Origin of the sequence: Mycobacterium kyorinense (assembly GCF_001672775.1) — a bacterium.
GTDB lineage: Bacteria > Actinomycetota > Actinomycetes > Mycobacteriales > Mycobacteriaceae > Mycobacterium > Mycobacterium kyorinense_A.
This window is the reverse complement of record NZ_LZKJ01000038.1, coordinates 1-18783: the sequence shown is the minus strand read 5'-3', so window position 1 is coordinate 18783 and position 18783 is coordinate 1. Positions and strand designations below refer to the sequence as shown.

Below are 18783 nucleotides of genomic sequence, written 5' to 3'. Positions count from 1 at the left end.
TCACAAGTGCGCCGCGCGGGCGGCCGCCGAACTCGCCAGATAGGCCACGGCCTGCGCCGTCGAGCCCATCTCCTCAGGCGAAAAGCCGGGCCGGAAGTAGGTTAACGTGTTGGAGCCAAACAACTTTCGGTAGGTCGGCAACAATCCCTTACTGGAGTCGCGGGCCCGAAGCCACTGCATCTTCCACCAGCCCATGTCGAGTTTCGGGTCGGTCTTGGTCAGGTACCACGTACCCCGCTGAAAGAAGACGAAGACCATCGCCACCGCCATCACCATCGAACGGATTCGGTCGAGGTAGCTGTCATGGAAGTACACCGCGACGTCGTGGGCGACGTTGCGGTGCTCGACTTCCTCGCTGCCATGCCAGCGGAACAGATCGACGATCGTGGGGTCGGCGTCGTAGTCGTCCCAGTTGCAGTTGAGGGCGAAGTCGCCGAGCACCGCGGTGTAGTGCTCGATCGCGGCGATGAGCCACAGCCGGTCACAAAGGTGGTTGAGCCGGCGCTTGGGGTCCGATGACGTCGAGGGCGCCAGGGTGCGGGAGAAGACGAAGTCGACCTGATCGAGTAGCGGCTGAGGATCGATACCGTGGGACACCATCAAGTCGCGCAGGACCTGGTCGTGGATGTCGGCGTGAGTGGCCTCCTGGCCGATGAATCCCCGCATATCGTCGGCCAGTTTCGCGTCTTTGACCAGCGGCAGCGCCTCGTTGAACACCGCGACGAACCAACGTTCGACCGGAGGCAGCACGACGTTGAGCAGGCTCGCGAAATTCGAGGCCACCGGATGCCCCGGGATCCAGTGCAGCGGAACCTCGGTGACGTCGAAGTGGACTTTGCGCGCCTGTATCTGCACTGGGCCCGGGTCACATTCGTGGTCGAACCGGCGCGGTCGCAGCATGGGAACCCCTCCCGTTCGCGCTGACCCCATCGTGGCCCGGGGGATTGGGAGGAAGTCTACGGAAAAGGCGGGCCGGTTGGCCGGTTCGATCAAATGGCCGGATCGGCGGGCCGGACGCTGCGCATGGAGCGGTGTTCGATCGCGTTGATGGTCAGCTGCCGCCGGCTGATCCGCCATCCTGCGTCGGTGCGTTGATAGTCGTCGTCATACCGCAGATGCCAAACCAGGTCGGTGATCTTCTCGTCGCGCTGCAGCCAGTGATGCGCGACGCAGGCAATACGACCGTGCGCGCTGCCCTCTCCGGGGCCCTGCTGGTAGACCTCGCCGACGATGGCGTGCTCGGTGCGTGCGGCAGTGGCGACGGTTGCCAGGGCCGCGCCGATGGCCACCCGGCCCCGATGCCGGCGGACCGGTGTCATCTCGGCGGGCGGGTCGGGCACCGCGAGCTCGGCATCATCAGTGAAAAGCGCTGTCACCGAATCGAATTGGCGATCATCGACACCGGCTGCGTATCGGTGTACCAAGTCGGCAAGAGCTGCCCGGTCGGTCGGTGAGAGTGTCATGACAGCGGCTGGCTGGTGTGTTCATGCATCGCCTCGGCCAATCGGTGTGCCCGAACATCGCTGAACACGTCCTCCAACAGGATCGGGTGACCGTCGGGGCCGGACAGCGGAACACGCCAGTTGGGGTATTCATCGGTGGTGCCGGGCTGGTTCTGGGTGCGCCGGTCGCCGACGGCGTCGGTCAGCGCAAGACCCAACAGCCGCGAGGGGGTCCGGCCCAGGTACTGGTGGAGCGCCAGCACCGTCGCGTCGAGGTCGGCATGCTTGCCCAAGAGCCCGGCCCGGCGCAGTTCGTCCATCCACGCTGCGCGTTCGGTTTTGGCGGCGGCGAGTTCCTCCTCAACCGGACGTGTCAACAGCCCCAACGAATCCCGCAACCGCACATGCTCACCGGCCAGATACCCGGCCGTCGGCGGCAAATCGTGCGTGGTGACCGACGACAGGCAGTATTCCCGCCAGCGCTCCGCCGGCAGCGGACCGCCATCACCGTCGCGGTCGAGTTCGAACCACAAAATCGAGGTGCCCAGCACACCGCGGGCCCGCAGATAGTCACGTACCCACGGCTGCACGGTGCCCAGGTCCTCGCCGACCACCACCGCGCCGGCGCGGTGCGCCTCCAACGCCACGATGCCGATCATCGCCTCGTGGTCATAGCGCACGTAGGTGCCGTCGGTGGGCGGAGCACCGTCGGGAATCCACCACAACCGAAACAAGCCGATGATGTGGTCGATGCGGACGCCGCCGGCATGCCGCAGCACGGTGCGGATCAGCGCCCGGAACGGCTGGTACTCCTGCTCTTCGAGTCGATCCGGGCGCCACGGCGGCTGCGACCAGTCCTGGCCGAGCTGGTTGAACTCGTCCGGTGGTGCGCCCGCCGTCACGCCAAGCGCCAGCACATCCTGCAGCGCCCACGCGTCCGCGCCGGTGGGATGCACGCCGACCGCCAGGTCCGCCATGACACCCAGCGACATCCCGGCGCCCAGCGCCTGCGACTGAGCCGCAGCCAATTGCTCGTCGAGTTGCCATTGCAGCCAGCGGTGGAAGTCCACCGCCGCCGCATTCCGGGCGACGAAATCGGCCACGCCGTCGGCGGCGGGGTGCTGCAGCGATTCGGGCCAGTCATGCCAGTCGGCGCCGTACTCCTCGGCCAGCGCGCACCAGGTGGCGAAGTCGTCGAGCGCGGACCCTTCCCGGGCGCGAAACGCCGCATAGGCCAGTTCCCGGCCCGCCGAACGCCGAACGCGGTAAACCAAGTGCAGCGCTGCCCGCTTGGCCGCCCACGCGGCGTCGCGGTCGATGGAATCGGCTCGGGCGCAACGGTCTTGGACATGATCGTGCAACCGCCGCACCCGGCCCCGCTTGCGCAGGTAGGCGAATTCCGGGATGGCCTCGACCCGAAGGTAGACCGGATTGGCGAAGCGTCGCGACGTCGGCAGGTAGGGCGAGGGCTCCATTGGTGCGGTCGGGGCAGCCGCATGCAGGGGGTTGACCAGTAGGTAATCGGCGCCGTGGATCGAAGCCGACCACACCGCGAGGTCGGTGAGATCGGTCAGGTCGCCGATGCCCCACGACCGCCGGGACCGCACGCTGTACAACTGGACGGCCAACCCCCAGGCACGGCGAGCGCCGAGCCGCTCGGGTAGGCCCAGCCAATCCGGGGTGACGATCAGCGCAGCGGTGGCCTCGTCAGCACCCGACCGCAGGTGCACCCGGTGATAGCCCAACGGCAGGTCGGACGGCAACTCGAAGCTGGCTTCACCGACCAGGCCGCCGTCGAGCTCAAACGGTGGGGTGAAATTGTCGACCTGCCGCAGACCGTCGCGGATGGTGCCGTCTTCCAACTGCAGCCACACCTCGGCCGGATGGCCATGGGGAACATGCACCCAGAACGACGTCTGGGCACCGGCGCGTTCGACGATCGTCGGCGGCAGCGGACGGGACCAATACGCGCGGTCCTGGGCGTCCAGCGCCGCCGCACGCTCGGCCTCGGTACCGGCGGCCAGGCCGCAGGCGGCCAGCACGGCCACCACGGTGGACTCCGGCACCGGCACCTGCCGGCCGGTCCAGTCCTCGTATTCGGTCGCAACCCCTAACCGTCGGGCGAGCTCAACCAACGAGGGCGCGGTCTGTGTCATGCGGCCAATCTTGCTTGGTAGCCCGGCGCGGCTGCGACCTGGCGTCTTGTTGACGAGCCGACTTTGCTCTGCCTCGCTACGATGCCAGTGAAGACTTCACGATTCCAGCAGGACAGATGGCAAGTGATGACACTGTGGTGCGCACCACTATCCGGGCAGGTCACGACAGCGCTTCTCGCGTGGCGAGGCCGGTCGGGGTGCCCTACGGTTATCGGTGTGAATAGCGGCGACCGGCAGTATTTGCGCGTTCCGTCGACTCGGGGCGTGGTCCACCATGCCGGCTGACCAGGGCGGCGGCCAGCGAGGTTCCGGATACGGCCTCGGGCTGTCGACACGAACTCAGGTAACCGGCTACCAGTTTCTGGCGCGCCGGACGGCGATGGCGCTGACCCGTTGGCGGGTCCGGATGGAGATCGAGCCCGGTCGGCGCCAAACCCTCGCGGTGGTGGCATCGGTGTCGGCGGCGATGGTGATTTGCCTGGGCGCGCTGCTGTGGTCGTTCATCAACCCGTCCGGTCAGATGAACGAGTCACCGATCATCGCCGACCGTGATTCCGGCGCGCTGTACGTCCGGGTCGGCGACACGCTGTATCCGGCCCTGAATCTCGCGTCGGCTCGGCTGATCACCGGCCGGGCCGACAACCCGCACAAGGTGCGGGGGAGTCAGATCGCCGAGCAACCGCACGGCCCGCTGGTCGGAATCCCCGGCGCGCCGTCGGAGTTCTCGCCGACGTCGCCGGCGACGTCGTCGTGGCTGGTCTGTGATGCGGTCACGTCGACGGCCGGTGTGGGGGCGCCGTCGTCGGTGACGGTGACGGTGATCGACGGCACCCCCGACCTGTCAGGTCGCCGCCGGGTGCTGAGCGGACCGGACGCGGTGGTGCTGCGCTACGAAAACGACACCTGGGTGATCCGGCAGGGCCGGCGGTCACGCATCGACGCTGCCAATCGCTCGGTGCTGCTGCCGCTGGGCCTTACCCCCGAAGAAGTCACCCAAGCGCGGCCGATGAGCCGGGCACTGTATGACGCACTGCCCGTCGGCCCCGAACTGTCGGTGCCCACGGTGCCCGAATCGGGTAGCCCGGCACGGTTCCCGGGCGCGCCGGGTCCGGTGGGCACGGTGTTCGTCACGCCGCAAATCAGTGGCCCGCAACAGTATTCGGTGGTGCTGCCCGACGGTGTGCAGACCGTAACGGCGGTGGTTGCCCAAATCCTGCAAAACGCCGGCAGCACGCCGGGCGCTCAGCTCGTGACGGTGGCGCCCGCAGCGCTGGCGAAAATGCCGGTCGTCAAGGGGCTGGATCTGTCGGCTTATCCCGAGGGTCCACTGCAGGTCGTAGACATCCGCGAGAACCCGGCCACCTGCTGGTGGTGGGAGAAGACCGTCGGCGAGGAGCGCGCCCGCGTCCAGGTGGTGTCCGGGCCGACGATTCCGGTGGCCGCCTCCGATACCAACCGGGTGGTGTCGCTGGTGAAGGCCGACAACTCCGGGCTGGAAGCCGACAAGGTCTACTTCGGTCCCGACTACGCGAACTTCATCGTCGTCACGGGCAACCATCCCGGCTCTGCCACCGCCGAATCCTTGTGGTGGCTGACCAAATCCGGCGTGCGGTTCGGCGTCGACAACACCCGCGACGCGCGCACCGCGCTCGGGTTGACGTCGTCGCCCAGTCCAGCACCGTGGGTGGCGTTGCGGCTGTTGGCGTCCGGCCCGACGCTGTCGCGAGCCGATGCGCTGGTGCGTCACGACACGCTCCCGACCGATATGAACCCTGCAGAGTTGGTGGTACCGAAGTGAAACGTGGCTTTGCGCGGCCCACGCCGCAGCGCGCGCCGGTAGTCAAGCCGGAAAACATCGTCCTACCGACGCCGTTGAGCGTCCCGCCGCCCGAAGGCAAGCCGTGGTGGCTGGTGGTGGTCGGCGTGCTGGTGGTCGGCCTGTTGGTCGGCATGGTCGGGATGACCGTTGCCAACGGTTCACGCATGTTCCTTGGCGCCGGCGCGATCTTCCCGATCTTCATGATCGGCGGCGTCGCGATGATGATGTTCGGCGGCCGCTTCGGCGGCCAGCAACAAATGAGCCGGCCGAAGTTGGACGCGATGCGCGCCCAGTTCATGTTGATGCTGGACATGCTGCGCGAAACCGCGCAGGAGTCCGCCGACAGCATGGACGCCAATTACCGGTGGTTCCACCCGGATCCCGGCACGCTGTCGGCCGCGGTGGGATCGGCCCGGATGTGGGAGCGCAAGCCCGACGGCAAGGACTTCAACTTCGGCGTGGCCAGAGTCGGGGTAGGCATGACGCGGCCCGAGGTGACATGGGGCGAGCCGCAGAACATGCCGACCGATATCGAGCTGGAGCCGGTCACCGGTAAGGCACTTCAGGAATTCGGGCGCTATCAAAGCGTCGTCTACAACCTGCCCAAGATGGTGTCGCTACTGGTCGAGCCGTGGTACGCGCTGGTGGGGGACCGCGAACAGGTACTGGGCCTGATGCGGGCGATCATCTGCCAGCTGGCGTTCTCACACGGTCCGGACCACGTCCAGATGGTCGTCGTGACTTCCGATGCGGCGCAGTGGGATTGGGTCAAATGGTTGCCACACTTCGGCGATCCACGCCGCCGCGACGCCGCAGGCAATGCACGGATGGTCTATTCGTCGGTGCGTGACTTCGCCGCTGATCAGGCCGACTTGTTCGCCGGCCGTGGCTCATTCACGCCTCGGCATGCCAGTTCCTCGGCGGAGACGCCGACGCCGCATCGCGTGATCATCGTCGACATCGATGACCCGCAATGGGAATACGTGATCAGCACCGAAGGCGTCGACGGGGTCACATTCTTCGATTTGACCGGGTCGCCGCTGTGGACCGCGTCTCCCGAGCGGATGCTGCAGTTCGACAGCGCAGGCGTGATCGAGGCGCTGCCCCGCGACCGCGACACCTGGATGGTGATCGACGACAACAAGTGGTTCTTCGCGCTGGCCGATCAGCTGACCGAGCTCGAGGCCGAACAGTTCGCGCAGCGCATGGCGCAGTGGCGTCTCGCCGAGGCCTACGAGGAAATCGGGCAGCGGGTGGCGCACATCGGTGCCCGAGACATCCTGTCCTACTACGGGATCGAGAATCCGGCCGCGATCGACTTTCAAGCGTTGTGGAACGGGCGCGGTGACTCGCAGCGCCGGTCGCGGTTGCGGGTGCCGTTCGGTAACCGCTCCGACAACGGCGAGTTGCTGTTCTTGGACATGAAGTCGCTCGACGAGGGCGGCGACGGCCCGCACGGCGTGATGTCGGGAACGACCGGTTCGGGTAAGTCGACGCTGGTGCGGACCGTGCTGGAGTCGCTGATGCTCGGACATCCGCCCGATGAGCTGCAGTTCGTGCTGGCAGACCTCAAAGGTGGTTCGGCGGTCAAACCGTTCGCCGGGGTACCGCACGTGTCCCGCATCATCACCGACCTCGAAGAAGACCAAGCGCTGATGGAGCGCTTCCTGGATGCGCTGTGGGGCGAGATCGCCCGCCGAAAGGCGTTCTGCGACAACGCCGGTGTGGACGACGCCAAGGAATACAACGAGATGCGCTCTCGGATGCGCGCCCGCGGCCAGGACATGCCGCCACTGCCCATGCTGGTGGTCGTCATCGACGAGTTCTACGAATGGTTCCGCATCATGCCCACCGCGGTCGACGTTCTCGACTCGATCGGCCGGCAGGGCCGCGCCTACTGGATCCACTTGATGATGGCGTCGCAGACCATCGAGAGCCGAGCCGAAAAGCTCATGGAGAACATGGGTTACCGCTTGGTGCTGAAAGCCCGAACTGCCGGTGCGGCACAGGCCGCCGGGGTGCCCAACGCGGTGAACCTGCCGGCGCAAGCCGGGCTGGGGTATTTCCGCAAGAGCCTCGAGGAGATCATCCGCTTCCAGGCGGAGTTCTTGTGGCGCGACTACCGCCGCGGCGTCTCACTCGACGAGGATGGGCAGACGCCGCTGGTGCACTCCGTCGATTTCATTCGCCCGCAACTGTTTTCCACGTCCTTCACGCCGGTCGAGGTCAGTATCGGCGGCACGGACATCGACGCGCTGCCCGAGATCGCCAACGGTGAGGTGATCAGCGACAGCGACGACGTCGAGCTCGTCGAGGACGAGGAAGAAGAAGAGGAAGCGATCCGGACGCCGAAAGTCGGCACGGTAATCATCGATCAGCTGCGGCAGATCCCCTTCGAGCCCTACCGGCTGTGGCAACCGCCGCTGGGCGAACCCGTGGCGATCGACGAGTTGGTGAACCGCTTCCTGGGCCGGCCCTGGCAGCAGGACTACGGCACCGCCAGGAATCTGGTGTTCCCGATCGGGATCATCGACCGTCCGTACAAGCACGACCAGCCACCGTGGACGGTGGATACGTCCGGGGCAGGCTCCAACGTGCTGATTCTCGGTGCGGGTGGGTCGGGCAAGACGACTGCGCTGCAGACGTTGATCTGCTCGGCGGCGTTGACGCACACCCCCGAGCAGGTTCAGTTCTACTGCCTGGCCTACAGCAGCACCGCGTTGACGACGGTGGCCCACCTGCCGCACGTTGGCGAGGTCGCCGGCCCCACCGATCCCTACGGCGTGCGTCGGACGGTGGCCGAGTTGTTGGCATTGGTGCGTGATCGGAAGCGCAGTTTCCTGGAGTACGAGATCGCGTCGATGGAGATGTTCCGGCGGCGCAAGTTCGGCGGCGAGCCCGGCGGTGTGCCCGACGATGGTTTCGGCGATGTCTATCTGGTGATCGACAACTACCGCGCGCTGGGCGAGGAGAACGAGGTCCTCATCGAGCAGGTCAACCAAATCATCAACCAGGGCCCCTCGTTCGGCGTGCACGTAGTGGTGACCGCCGACCGCGAGTCGGAGCTGCGGCCACCGGTGCGCAGTGGCTTCGGGTCTCGGGTGGAGCTGCGACTGGCTGCGGTGGAGGACGCCAAACTGGTGCGTTCCCGCTTTGCCAAGGATGTTCCGGTGAAGCCGGGCCGCGGCATGCTGGCAGTCAACTACGTGCGCCTCGACAGCGACCCCCAGTCGGGACTGCATACCCTGGTGGCCCGACCTGCGATGGAGACCACGCCGGCCACGGTATTCGAGTCCGACACGGTGGCCGCGGCGGTCAGTCAGGTGGCCGTCGGCCGGGCCCGTCCGGTACGCAGGCTGCCGGCCAAGTTCGGGCTGGAGCAGGTACAGGCCCTGGCGGCAGCCGACCGCCGCGGTGGGGTCGGCGCGGGTGGAATCGCTTGGGCCATCTCGGAAATGGACTTGCAGCCGGTTTACCTCAACTTTGCCGAGAACGCCCATCTGATGGTGACCGGCCGACGCGAATGTGGCCGCACCACGACATTGGCCACCATCATGCGCGAGATCGGACGGGTCTACGCGCCGGGCGCCAGCACCGCGCCGCCGACGACAGAGCCTTCCGCCCAGGTGTGGCTGGTGGACCCGCGCCGTCAGCTGCTGACCACGCTGGGTTCCGACTATGTGGAGAACTTCGCCTACAACCTCGACGGCGTCGCGGCGATGATGGACCAACTGGCCGCCGCACTGGCCCGCCGGGAACCGCCGCCGGGCCTGTCGGCCGAAGAACTGCTGTCGCACTCGTGGTGGAGCGGTCCGGAGATCTTCTTGATCATCGACGACGTGCAGCAGCTGCCACCCGGGTTCGATTCGCCGCTGCACAAAGCCGCGCCGTGGGTGACCCGGGCAGCCGACGTCGGCTTGCACGTCATCGTCACCCGCACCTTCGGCGGCTGGTCCTCGGCGGGCAGCGACCCGATGCTGCGGGCGCTACACCAGGCCAATGCGCCGTTGCTGGTGATGGACGCCGACCCTGACGAGGGCTTCATCCGCGGCAAGATGAAGGGCGGTCCGCTGCCGCGCGGTCGCGGGCTGCTGATGGCCGAAGACACCGGTGTCTTCGTTCAAGTCGCCGCCACCGACTTGACCCGCTAGCACCTTTCAACCTGGCGCGGTTGCGCCCGCTGCTTCGAGCTGCGCGCCAGCGTGATTCCGCGCTCGCCGGCCGGCGGATAACTGGCGTCTAACCCAACTGCGAATTAACAGCTGTCGGTCGAGAGTGAACATCAGCTGTCGGGTCGTGAATATTTCGCGTCCCAGACGGCGAACCTCGCCATAGCCGCCTAATCTCGCTTCCGAGCGGCTGTTCGATCGTGAACGAACGCTCAAAGTCGTTGACGCCGAGCACTATCGACGAGGAAGCGATCGGTTTAGTGATTGACTTCGGGGCCTTACCACCCGAAATCAACTCGGGCCGAATGTACGCCGGGCCCGGAGCGGGTCCGTTGCTGGCCGCCGCGGTGGCCTGGGACGAACTGGCCGCCGGGTTGGGTTCGGCAGCCAGCGGCTACGGGTCAGTGGTCTCTGAGCTGGCCAGCCAGGTGTGGCGCGGCCCGACGTCGATCTCGATGTCGGCGGCGGCCGCCCCCTACGTGGCATGGCTCAGTGCGACGGCCATCCAAGCCGAACAGGCTGCGGCGCAGGCGAAGGCGGCCGTGGCCGCCTACGAAACAGCGTTTGCGATGACGGTGCCGCCGCCGGTGATCGCGGCCAACCGCGCTGAGTTGCTGGTCCTGATCGCCACCAACTTTCTCGGTCAGAACACCCCCGCGATCGCCGCCAACGAGGCGCACTACGCCGAAATGTGGGCCCAGGATGCGACGGCGATGTATGGCTACGCCGGTTCATCGGCCGCCGCAGCGAAGGTGAACCCGTTCACCCAGCCGCCGTCGACGACCAAGCCGGCCGGGGTCGCGGGTCAAGCTGCCGCGGTCGCGAAGGCCACCAGCACGTCTGCCAGCGGCGAACCGACAGCGCAGGCGACGGCGTCGGTGCCGCAGACGCTGCAGAGCATGACCGCGACGACCTCGTCATCCTCCTCGACCGCGCCAGTGCTGGCCGGCCAGGGGAGCAAGTATCAAGACGCGTTTCTCCGCACCATCAGCACCCCGTATTTCTTTGGCGGGCTGGGAGAAAAGCTCAGCGGCCTGGCGAAGGGGATGACACCCGTCGCTCAAGCTGCCAGCGCCGCGGCGACGTCGTTGGGATCTCCGGGGTTCTCGAGCTTCGGGGGCTTCGCCGGCCTGGGTGGTGGCGCTCGGGTGTCGGCCAGCGTCGGTCAGGCCGGCTCGATCGGAAAGTTGTCGGTGCCACCGGCGTGGGCCGCGGCGGCGCCCGGTACCAGCCCGGCCGGCGCGGCAACGCCGATCAGCAGCCTCGCCGCGAGGCCGGACACCACACCGGCCGGTCTCCTGCGCGGGTTGCCGCTGAGCGGTACCGGCCGGCGGACCGAAGGTTTCATTCACCGATACGGCTTCCGCTACCCCGTCGTGCCGCGACCACCGGCGGCCGGATAGCACGGCGATGGGTCAGATGGCTGTTATGCGTCGCGAATTCGACCGGTGGGTGAACTCGTAGTGCCCGCCGATGAACAGTGGCTGTCGAGGAATGAATACTTCGCGTCGGCGCGGACGCCGCTGGTGTCAACCACATAATCTCGAGTAGCGAGCGATGAAGCCCGTTGATGCAGAAGGCTATTTGAGGAGGACGCCACCATGTCGTTCGTGACGACTCAGCCCGAAATGCTGTCGGCGGCGGCCGGCAACTTGCAGGGCATCGGCTCGGCGTTGGCCGCCCAGAATGCCGCCGCGGCGACGCCCACGACCGGAGTGATTCCCGCCGCCGCCGACGAGGTGTCAGCGCTGACGGCGGCGCAGTTCGCAACGCACGCTCAGATGTACCAGGCCGTCAGCACCCAGGCACAGGCGATCCACGAGATGTTCGTCAACACGCTGGGCGTCAGCGCCGGGTCCTATGCGGCGACCGAGGCCGCCAACGCCGTCGCGGCGGGCTGAGGGGTACAGACATGGATTTTGGGGCCTTACCGCCAGAAATCAACTCGGCGCGGATGTATGCCGGTGCCGGGTCGACGCCGATGGTGGCGGCCGCCTCGGCATGGAACGCACTTGCCGCTGAACTGAACTCGGCCGCCACCGGATACGAGAGCGTGATCACCAGACTGTCCACCGAAGAGTGGACGGGTCTGGCATCGACGTCGATGGCAACGGCGGCCGCTCCCTATGTGCAGTGGATGAGCGCGACCGCCGTCCAAGCCGAGCAGGCGGCCACCCAGGCCAGCGCGGCGGCGGCTGCGTATGAAACCGCGTACGCGATGACGGTGCCGCCGCCGGTCGTCGCCGCCAACCGCGCTCAGCTGGCGTCGCTGGTCTCGACAAACCTGTTGGGCCAGAACACGCCCGCCATCGCGGCCACCGAGGCTCAGTACGGGGAGATGTGGGCCCAGGACGCCGCCGCGATGTACGGCTATGCAGGCCACTCGGCGGCCGCCGCGAAGGTGACACCGTTCATGGCGCCGCCGCCTACCGCCAACCCGGCCGGCCAAGCGACACAAGCCGCCGCGGTCGCCCATGCCACCGGCACCGCGGCCGGAACTCAGATGTCCCAGATGATCTCCACGACGCCCAAGGCGCTGCAGGGACTCGCATCGCCGTTGCAGTCCGCGGCGTCATCGAGTTCGTCCACCTCCGGGGCCGGTGGAATCCTGGGCGGGTTGCTCGGCGGATCCGGATCGACAAGCATTTTGGACTTGTGGGCGAAATACATTGGCCCCATCTACAACACGCTGGGTTTGCCGTACTTCGGCACCGGTATCGCCAACTCGATGCTCTCGGTGGGGAAGGCACTTGCGCCGGCCGCATCGGCGGCCAAGGCCGCCACCGATGGTGCCAAGGCAGCGGCGGGGCTCCCGGGCCTGGGCGGCCTGCTGGGCGGCATCGGCGGTGGAGCGCCGGTATCTGCCGGATTGGGCAACGCAGCCTCGGTCGGCGGCCTGTCCGTGCCCTCGTCGTGGGCGGGTGCGGCGCCAGCACTCAACGGCGCTGCTGCCGCGCCGCTGCCACTCAGCAGCGTCAGTGCTGCACCGGACATGGCGGGCGCCGGTAACCTGTTGGGCGGCATGCCATTAGCAGGCGCCGGTGGCGGCGCAGCCGGAGCGGGGCCGCGGTACGGGTTCCGCCCTACGGTGATGGTGCGTCCCCCCTTCGCCGGATAGCGGTCCTCCGACTGACACCTGTCCGCGACGCGGTAGGTGTTTTCCGCGGCGAGATTCTTACCTGCCGACGGCGTCACGCGGTGGCCGCCGGCCACGGCTGACCAGTCGCCCGTGATCCAAGGCTTCGGCACGTCCCTGCAGGTGACCAGGTCCGACGCGGCAGTTGGCGACGCAACGATCAACCACGTCGTGGCGAAAGACGCGATGCACAGGAGGATCGGCGCGTGCCTCGGCCCGAGCGCACCCACCGCAGCGGCCAATTAACGTCACAGCGTGACGCTCGGGGCTACCGAGCATGAAGGCGCAGTGTGTCCGCAGTCGGGCAGCAGGAAGTACGGAACTCTGCGTGCTCGTCGGCATAAGGAGGAGTCGTGGTCATGGACTTCGGGGTGCTGCCGCCGGAGATCAACTCGGCACGGATGTATGCCGGACCCGGTTCAGTGCCGATGTGGAGTGCGGCGTCAGCATGGGACGGGCTGGCCGCCGAACTGTATGCCGCCGCGGCTTCCTACCAGTCGGTGATTTCGCGGCTGACGTGCGGACCGTGGCTAGGGCCGGCGTCCACCTCGATGGCCGTTGCCGCCGCTCCCTACGTGACGTGGACGAGAACCACTGCGGCGCAGGCTGAGCACACCGCCGCCAATGCCCGAGCGGCGGCGAACGCCTACGAGACGGCATACGCGGCAACGGTTCCGCCGCCGCAGGTCGCGGCGAATCGCAGCCTGCTGAAGGTCCTGGCCGTCACGAACATTCTCGGCCAAAACAGTCCCGCCATCGCGGCAACCGAAGCCGACTACGACCGGATGTGGGCACAGGATGCCACCGCGATGTATGGCTACGCCGAGGCTGCGCTGGTCGCCGCGACCGCGCCCCGGTTCAGCGAGCCGCGGCAGGCCACCGATCCGGCGGGGCAGGGGCGGCAGCGGGCGGCTGTCGCCAAAGCTACCGCGCAGCAAGGCGCGGCATCGTCCTCGTCGGCGTCGTCGTCATGGGATCAGCTGAAGGCGGATCTGCAGAGCATCTCCAAAAACCTCAATAGCGCTTTGCAAATCGCCTACCGCCCGATATCGACCTTCCAATTCGCTATCGGCGCGCTGAACAGCCTCACCGGTTCGGGCGGCAGCGCGACAGCGTCAGCGATCCCGGGCCTGGCTGGCGCGTTCCCCGGCCTTGCCGGGTTGGGCGGTCTGCGGGGCGGCACGTCGGTATCGGCGGCTGTGGGACAGGCAGGCACCATCGGCAAGCTGTCCGTGCCACCAAGCTGGGCCGCCGGTCCGGCGCCTACTGCGCGCGCCGCACCGCTGCCCATCAGCGACATCAGTGCGGTCCCCGAACAGCCCGGCGGACTACTGCGCGGCATGCCGCTAAGCGGCGCCGGCCGGCGCGCTGAGGGCTTCGTCAACCGATATGGGTTGCGCCACACCGTGATGCCGCGACCACCCGCCGCCGGATAGGGACCGAATAATGGGCACCGCCCGATCGAGCACCGCTCGACGGGTCTACCGGCCATGCGCTGCACGCGCAACCACGCGCTGCGCGGCGAGTGCTTTATCCGCAGCCAGATTTTTTCCGCCGCCGGCGTTGCGCGTCGCTGGCACGTCTGCGCCGACGACCCCTGGGCAACAGCGGGTTTCAACAGGTCACAGCGGTAAACGGGGTAGCCGACCCGAGCCGGGTGAACAGCTCCTAGCTGCAGATGAACGTCAGTTCGCCCGCCCGACACCGGCCGTTAACGACACGCCCTCGCCCCGAAGCGATTTACCGTCGCTAGCGAATGACTTGTTTGACGGTCATTGGCCCGCCGGGCAATTGAGGAGGAAGCACCGTGTCGTTTGTGAACACACAGCCAGAAGCATTGACCGCCGCGGCCGCCGACCTACAAGGCATCGGTTCGGCCGTAGCGGCCCAGAATGCCGCCGCCGCGGCACCGACGACGGGGATCGTCCCGGCGGCCGCCGATGAGGTGTCGGCGCTGACCGCAGCACTGTTCGTCTCGCACGCACAGACATATCAGGCCGTCAGCACCCAGGCCACGGCGATCCATGAGATGTTCGTGCACACCTTGGGCACCAGCGCCGGATCCTACGCGGCCACTGAGGCCGCCAACGCCGTCGCAACCGGCTAAGGCGGTTACCGGCAATGGATTTCGGTGCCCTACCACCAGAGGTCAACTCGGCGCGCATGTACGCGGGAGCGGGTTCAGCACCGTTGGTGGCCGCCGCGTCCGCCTGGAATGGGCTGGCCGCCGAGCTGCACTCGGCGGCCGCCGACTACGACTCGGTCGTCACAAGACTGACCAGCGAAGAATGGCTCGGGTCGGCTTCGTCGTCCATGGCGCAGGCGGCCGCACCTTACGTGGCATGGATGAATACCACCGCCGCACAGGCAGAGCAGGCAGCGACCCACGCCCGGGCGGCTGCCACCGCCTATGAGGCCGCACTCGCGGCCACTGTGCCACCGCCCCAAGTCGCCGCCAACCGGACTCAGCTGCAGGCGCTGGTGTCGACCAACCTCATAGGCCAAAACACGCCGGCAATCGCTGTGACCGAGGCGCAATACGGTGAGATGTGGGCGCAAAATGCGGCCGCTATGTACGGTTACGCCGGCCGCTCGGCCGCCGCCGCAAGAGTGACATCGTTTGCCCCTCCGCAACAAACCACGAACCCGGCCGGGCAGGCCGCGCAGGGTGCCGCCGTTGCGCAGGCCACGGGCACCGCCGGCCACGCCCAGACATCCAAGGCCATCGCTGCCGCGCAGAATGCGTTGCAACAGCTCGCCACACCCACCGCGGGCGCATCGTCATCGTCGACTGCGTCGACGTCGGGGCTCGATCAAGCCCTGAGCTCCCTGTACGGGTTACTGGGACTCAAGTACACGCCCGGGTCGCCTATCGCCAACCTGCTCGCGCCGTGGACCACCTACATCGGCCCTATCGCCAACACTGAGTCGCTGGCGCATTACACCTTCGGTGCGTGGAACGGTCTGCAAGGTGTCATCAAGAATCTGACGCCAGCTGCCGCCAAAGCGGCCAGCGATGGAGCCAAAGCCGCCGCAGGGCTGCCGGGTCTGGGAGGCCTGCTGGGTGGGGGCGCACCGGTGTCAGTGGGTTTGGGCAACGCGGCCACGGTCGGCCGGTTGTCGGTGCCTTCCGCGTGGGCCGGGCCGGCGGCGCCGGTGACCCCCGCCGCGCCGCTACCGATAAGCAGCGTCAGTGCCGCTCCCGACGCCGCGGGCGCCGGGAACCTGTTGGGCGGCATGCCGTTAGCGGGTGCAGGAGCCGGCGCGGCCGGTAACGGGCCGCGATACGGTTTTCGCCCCACGGTGATGGCGCGTCCGCCGTTCGCCGGGTAACTCTCGCCTACCTTTTTCGCACCGTTGGTGCACACCGAACCAGTGTTGAGCGCGGCATCGCTGAGCCCCATCACATGCCGCTGACGACGCTACCGATGAGCCGCCTGCTGACGTCACTCCGGCCCTCGCTTTCCGCAGCGCATTGGTTGCTGGGCTCATGTACAACGAATTTCGCGATGGCGCGTTTTTCGCGGCCAGATTTTATTGGCGCGCAGAGCAGCTGCGCCTCCCCGCCGGCCCGTCATGCCGACGCGCCGCCTCCTCCGCCGGAACTGCTGGCTAACTGAGGTCAAAACGTTCGCGCAGGTCGGCCCACCGTTTAGCCGGTGACCCAGCTATTTCCGAGGTCAGCCCGTTACTAGACCGTTACTGAAGATGAACATTTGGTGCTGCCAGGTAAACACTTGCCGACAGTGGCCGTCGCGGGCGGCGTCGGGGGTTAAGGCCATCTACGCTCAGGCACGGAAGCGATTGCTGACGCTTGCTGAGAAGGAGATAGCGAAATGTCGTTCGTGACGACCCAGCCGGAAGCACTGACGGCGGCAGCCGGCAACTTGACCGGCATCGGCGCGGCCATGAGCGCGCAGAACGCGGCCGCAGCGGCCCCGACCACGGGTGTGATTCCAGCGGCGGCCGACGAGGTGTCGGCGCTGACAGCTGCGCAGTTCGCCGCACACGCCCAGATGTACCAGGCGGTCAGCGCCCAGGCGCAGGCCATCCACGAGATGTTCGTCAACACCCTGGGCACAAGCGCAGGGTCGTACGCGGCCACCGAGGCGGCCAACGCGGCCGCGGCGGGTTAGGCGCTTCGAGGTTTCGAAATGTTCTTTGATTTCGGGGTGCTGCCCCCGGAGATCAATTCCGGACGGATGTACGCCGGCCCGGGTCCTGCACCGCTGCTGGCCGCTGCGTCAGCGTGGGACGGGGTGGCCGCCGAGCTGCATTCCACGGCGGCGTCCTACGGCTCGGTGATCTCCGGGTTGACGGCCGGGCCCTGGACGGGTCCGGCCGCGACGTCGATGTCCGCGGCTGCCGCACCCTATGTCACGTGGCTGACGGCCACCGCCACCCAGGCTGAGCAGACCGCCAACCAGGCCAGGGCGGCAGCGGTCGCCTACGAGGCTGCCTTCGCGGCGACCGTACCGCCGCCGGTCATTGCGGCCAACCGCGCTCAGTTGATGACGCTGATCGCGACGAACATCTTGGGGCAGAACACCCCGGCGATCGCGGCGACCGAAGCGCATTACGCCGAAATGTGGGCCCAGGACGCCACCGCCATGCACGTTTACGCCGGCGCGTCGGCGGCGACCTGGAAGTTCACCCCGTTCGTCGCGCCGGCACAGAACACCAGCCCGGGGGCGGCCGCTGCTCAAGCCGCGGCGGTCGGGAATGCCTCCGCGGTCTCGGCCGGCACCAATGCGCAGACGGTTGCGTCGATGGCTACGACGCCCACCAACACCCTGGGGCACCTGCTGTCGTCATCGGGGTCGTCGCTGTCACTCAAAGACGTCCTCGGCTACGCCACGATGGTCCCGCAGAACGGCAGTTACCTGCTCTCGCTAGGCAATTCGATGAATGGCCTCTCCAAGGCTTTCACCGGGTCGACCAGTGCCGCCAGCGGTGCCGCTGCGGCCATGGCGCCGGCGCTCAGTTCGGGCACCAGCGGTCTGAGCGGCCTGTCCGGTCTCGGCAACGCCGGCTCGGCGGTATCGGCCGGGTTGGGCCGCGCCGGCACGATCGGGCCATTGTCGGTACCGCAAACCTGGGCAGCCGCGGCTCCGAACATCGGCGCGGGCACCTCCGCGTTGCCCGGTGCGGGCCTCGGCGCCTCCTCGGCCGCAGCGGGTAATCCGAGCATGCTCGGTGGGATGCCGATGCTTGCCAATGCGGCGCGGGCCGGAACCCCCACGGGTGCCAGCCCGCGGTTCGATATGCGGCCAGTCGTAGTGCCACACTCGCCGGCGGCCGGCTAGCGGGAAAGGGGGGCTGATCCGTGTGTCTCAGGCCGGCGGTTGCGCCACACCGCAGCCGGCCCGGCTACCACAACGTCCATCGCAGTTCACTACGTACTAAGGAGACCCTCAGGTGACCACGCGCTTTATGACCGACCCGCACGCGATGCGGGACATGGCGGGCCGTTTCGACGTGCACGCCCAAACCGTCGAAGACGAAGCCCGCAAGATGTGGGCCTCGAGCCAAAACATCGCCGGAGCCGGCTGGACCGGAACGGCCCAGGCCACCTCCTACGACACCATGGGCCAGATGAACACCGCGTTTCGCAACATCGTCAACATGCTCCACGGCGTGCGCGACGGGCTGATCCGCGACGCCAACAACTACGAGCAGCAAGAGCAGGCGTCGCAGCAGATTCTGAGCAGTTGACCCGCTGCGGTGACCGCCGCGGCTGCGTAAGCTTTCACACGTTAGGAGAACACTTGTCATGACGATCAATTACCAGTTCGGCGATGTGGATGCCCACGGCGCGCTGATCCGCGCCCAGGCCGCCTCCCTGGAAGCCGAGCACCAGGCCATCATCCGCGATGTGCTTGCTGCCGGTGACTTTTGGGGCGGCGCGGGTTCGGTGGCCTGCCAGGAGTTCATCACCCAGTTGGGCCGCAACTTCCAGGTGATCTACGAGCAGGCCAACGCCCACGGCCAAAAGGTGCAAACCGCCGGCAACAACATGGCCAGCACCGACTCCGCCGTCGGCTCCAGCTGGGCCTAACCG

15 protein-coding genes are annotated in these 18783 nt (G+C 67.4%); 12 read left to right on the top strand and 3 right to left on the bottom strand.

The window, feature by feature from the left end; all coding sequences use genetic code 11:
- From A5707_RS03100 to malQ, 3 genes are all read right to left on the bottom strand, one after another.
- Entirely contained in the window at nucleotides 1-900 is a 900-nt protein-coding gene (locus A5707_RS03100; RefSeq protein WP_065013063.1) for a metal-dependent hydrolase, read from the bottom strand.
- Between the two features lie 89 nt (nucleotides 901-989).
- A complete protein-coding gene (locus A5707_RS03095; RefSeq protein ID WP_065013062.1) occupies nucleotides 990-1463 on the bottom strand; it encodes a nuclear transport factor 2 family protein in 474 nt (157 codons plus the stop codon).
- Nucleotides 1460-3598, bottom strand: a complete 2139-nt coding sequence (gene malQ, locus A5707_RS03090; RefSeq protein ID WP_065013061.1) for a 4-alpha-glucanotransferase — start codon at nucleotides 3596-3598, stop codon at nucleotides 1460-1462. Before malQ ends, A5707_RS03095 begins: the two co-directional genes overlap by 4 nt.
- A 274-nt stretch (nucleotides 3599-3872) precedes the next feature.
- Here malQ and eccB point away from each other — a divergent pair, with 274 nt between their 5' ends.
- From eccB to A5707_RS03025, 12 genes are all read left to right on the top strand, one after another.
- A complete protein-coding gene (gene eccB, locus A5707_RS03085; protein ID WP_065013060.1) occupies nucleotides 3873-5396 on the top strand; it encodes a type VII secretion protein EccB in 1524 nt (507 codons plus the stop codon).
- Nucleotides 5393-9568 (top strand): type VII secretion protein EccCa, encoded by a 4176-nt coding sequence (eccCa, locus tag A5707_RS03080; RefSeq protein ID WP_065013059.1) that lies wholly within the window; start codon nucleotides 5393-5395, stop codon nucleotides 9566-9568. The genes eccB and eccCa overlap by 4 nt, the downstream gene beginning before the upstream one ends.
- 281 nt (nucleotides 9569-9849) lie before the next feature.
- Nucleotides 9850-10989, top strand: a complete 1140-nt coding sequence (locus A5707_RS03075) for a PPE family protein (protein WP_065013102.1) — start codon at nucleotides 9850-9852, stop codon at nucleotides 10987-10989.
- A gap of 198 nt (nucleotides 10990-11187) precedes the next feature.
- Complete coding sequence (locus tag A5707_RS03070; protein ID WP_065013058.1) at nucleotides 11188-11487, top strand: PE family protein; 300 nt, start codon at nucleotides 11188-11190, stop codon at nucleotides 11485-11487.
- 11 nt (nucleotides 11488-11498) lie between these two features.
- Entirely contained in the window at nucleotides 11499-12704 is a 1206-nt protein-coding gene (locus tag A5707_RS03065; protein ID WP_065013057.1) for a PPE family protein, read from the top strand.
- A 377-nt stretch (nucleotides 12705-13081) separates the two neighbouring features.
- On the top strand, nucleotides 13082-14158 hold the full coding sequence (locus A5707_RS03055) for a PPE family protein (RefSeq protein WP_065013055.1): 1077 nt from the start codon (nucleotides 13082-13084) through the stop codon (nucleotides 14156-14158).
- Nucleotides 14159-14529: 371 nt separating this feature from the next.
- Nucleotides 14530-14829 (top strand): PE family protein, encoded by a 300-nt coding sequence (locus tag A5707_RS03050; RefSeq protein WP_065013054.1) that lies wholly within the window; start codon nucleotides 14530-14532, stop codon nucleotides 14827-14829.
- A gap of 14 nt (nucleotides 14830-14843) precedes the next feature.
- Nucleotides 14844-16055, top strand: coding sequence for a PPE family protein (locus A5707_RS03045; RefSeq protein WP_065013053.1), 1212 nt, complete (start codon nucleotides 14844-14846; stop codon nucleotides 16053-16055).
- A gap of 503 nt (nucleotides 16056-16558) precedes the next feature.
- On the top strand, nucleotides 16559-16858 hold the full coding sequence (locus A5707_RS03040; RefSeq protein ID WP_065013052.1) for a PE family protein: 300 nt from the start codon (nucleotides 16559-16561) through the stop codon (nucleotides 16856-16858).
- Nucleotides 16859-16876: 18 nt separating this feature from the next.
- Nucleotides 16877-18028, top strand: a complete 1152-nt coding sequence (locus A5707_RS03035; RefSeq protein WP_065013051.1) for a PPE family protein — start codon at nucleotides 16877-16879, stop codon at nucleotides 18026-18028.
- 112 nt (nucleotides 18029-18140) lie between these two features.
- Nucleotides 18141-18437 carry a WXG100 family type VII secretion target gene (locus A5707_RS03030; RefSeq protein WP_065013050.1) on the top strand — a complete coding sequence of 99 codons (297 nt, stop codon included), beginning with the start codon at nucleotides 18141-18143 and terminating at the stop codon, nucleotides 18435-18437.
- A gap of 58 nt (nucleotides 18438-18495) precedes the next feature.
- Complete coding sequence (locus A5707_RS03025; RefSeq protein WP_065013049.1) at nucleotides 18496-18780, top strand: WXG100 family type VII secretion target; 285 nt, start codon at nucleotides 18496-18498, stop codon at nucleotides 18778-18780.
- The last annotated feature ends 3 nt before the right edge of the window (nucleotides 18781-18783 follow it).

Bases quoted from the DNA above. Each gene is read 5' to 3' on its own strand.
- malQ (WP_065013061.1), bottom strand. From the start codon at position 3,598: ATGACACAGACCGCGCCCTCGTTGGTTGAGCTCGCCCGACGGTTAGGG.
- A5707_RS03070 (WP_065013058.1), top strand. From the start codon at position 11,188: ATGTCGTTCGTGACGACTCAGCCCGAAATGCTGTCGGCGGCGGCCGGC.
- A5707_RS03045 (WP_065013053.1), top strand. From the start codon at position 14,844: ATGGATTTCGGTGCCCTACCACCAGAGGTCAACTCGGCGCGCATGTAC.
- A5707_RS03100 (WP_065013063.1), bottom strand. From the start codon at position 900: ATGCTGCGACCGCGCCGGTTCGACCACGAATGTGACCCGGGCCCAGTG.
- A5707_RS03065 (WP_065013057.1), top strand. From the start codon at position 11,499: ATGGATTTTGGGGCCTTACCGCCAGAAATCAACTCGGCGCGGATGTAT.
- A5707_RS03040 (WP_065013052.1), top strand. From the start codon at position 16,559: ATGTCGTTCGTGACGACCCAGCCGGAAGCACTGACGGCGGCAGCCGGC.
- eccB (WP_065013060.1), top strand. From the start codon at position 3,873: ATGCCGGCTGACCAGGGCGGCGGCCAGCGAGGTTCCGGATACGGCCTC.
- A5707_RS03025 (WP_065013049.1), top strand. From the start codon at position 18,496: ATGACGATCAATTACCAGTTCGGCGATGTGGATGCCCACGGCGCGCTG.
- A5707_RS03095 (WP_065013062.1), bottom strand. From the start codon at position 1,463: ATGACACTCTCACCGACCGACCGGGCAGCTCTTGCCGACTTGGTACAC.
- A5707_RS03035 (WP_065013051.1), top strand. From the start codon at position 16,877: ATGTTCTTTGATTTCGGGGTGCTGCCCCCGGAGATCAATTCCGGACGG.
- A5707_RS03055 (WP_065013055.1), top strand. From the start codon at position 13,082: ATGGACTTCGGGGTGCTGCCGCCGGAGATCAACTCGGCACGGATGTAT.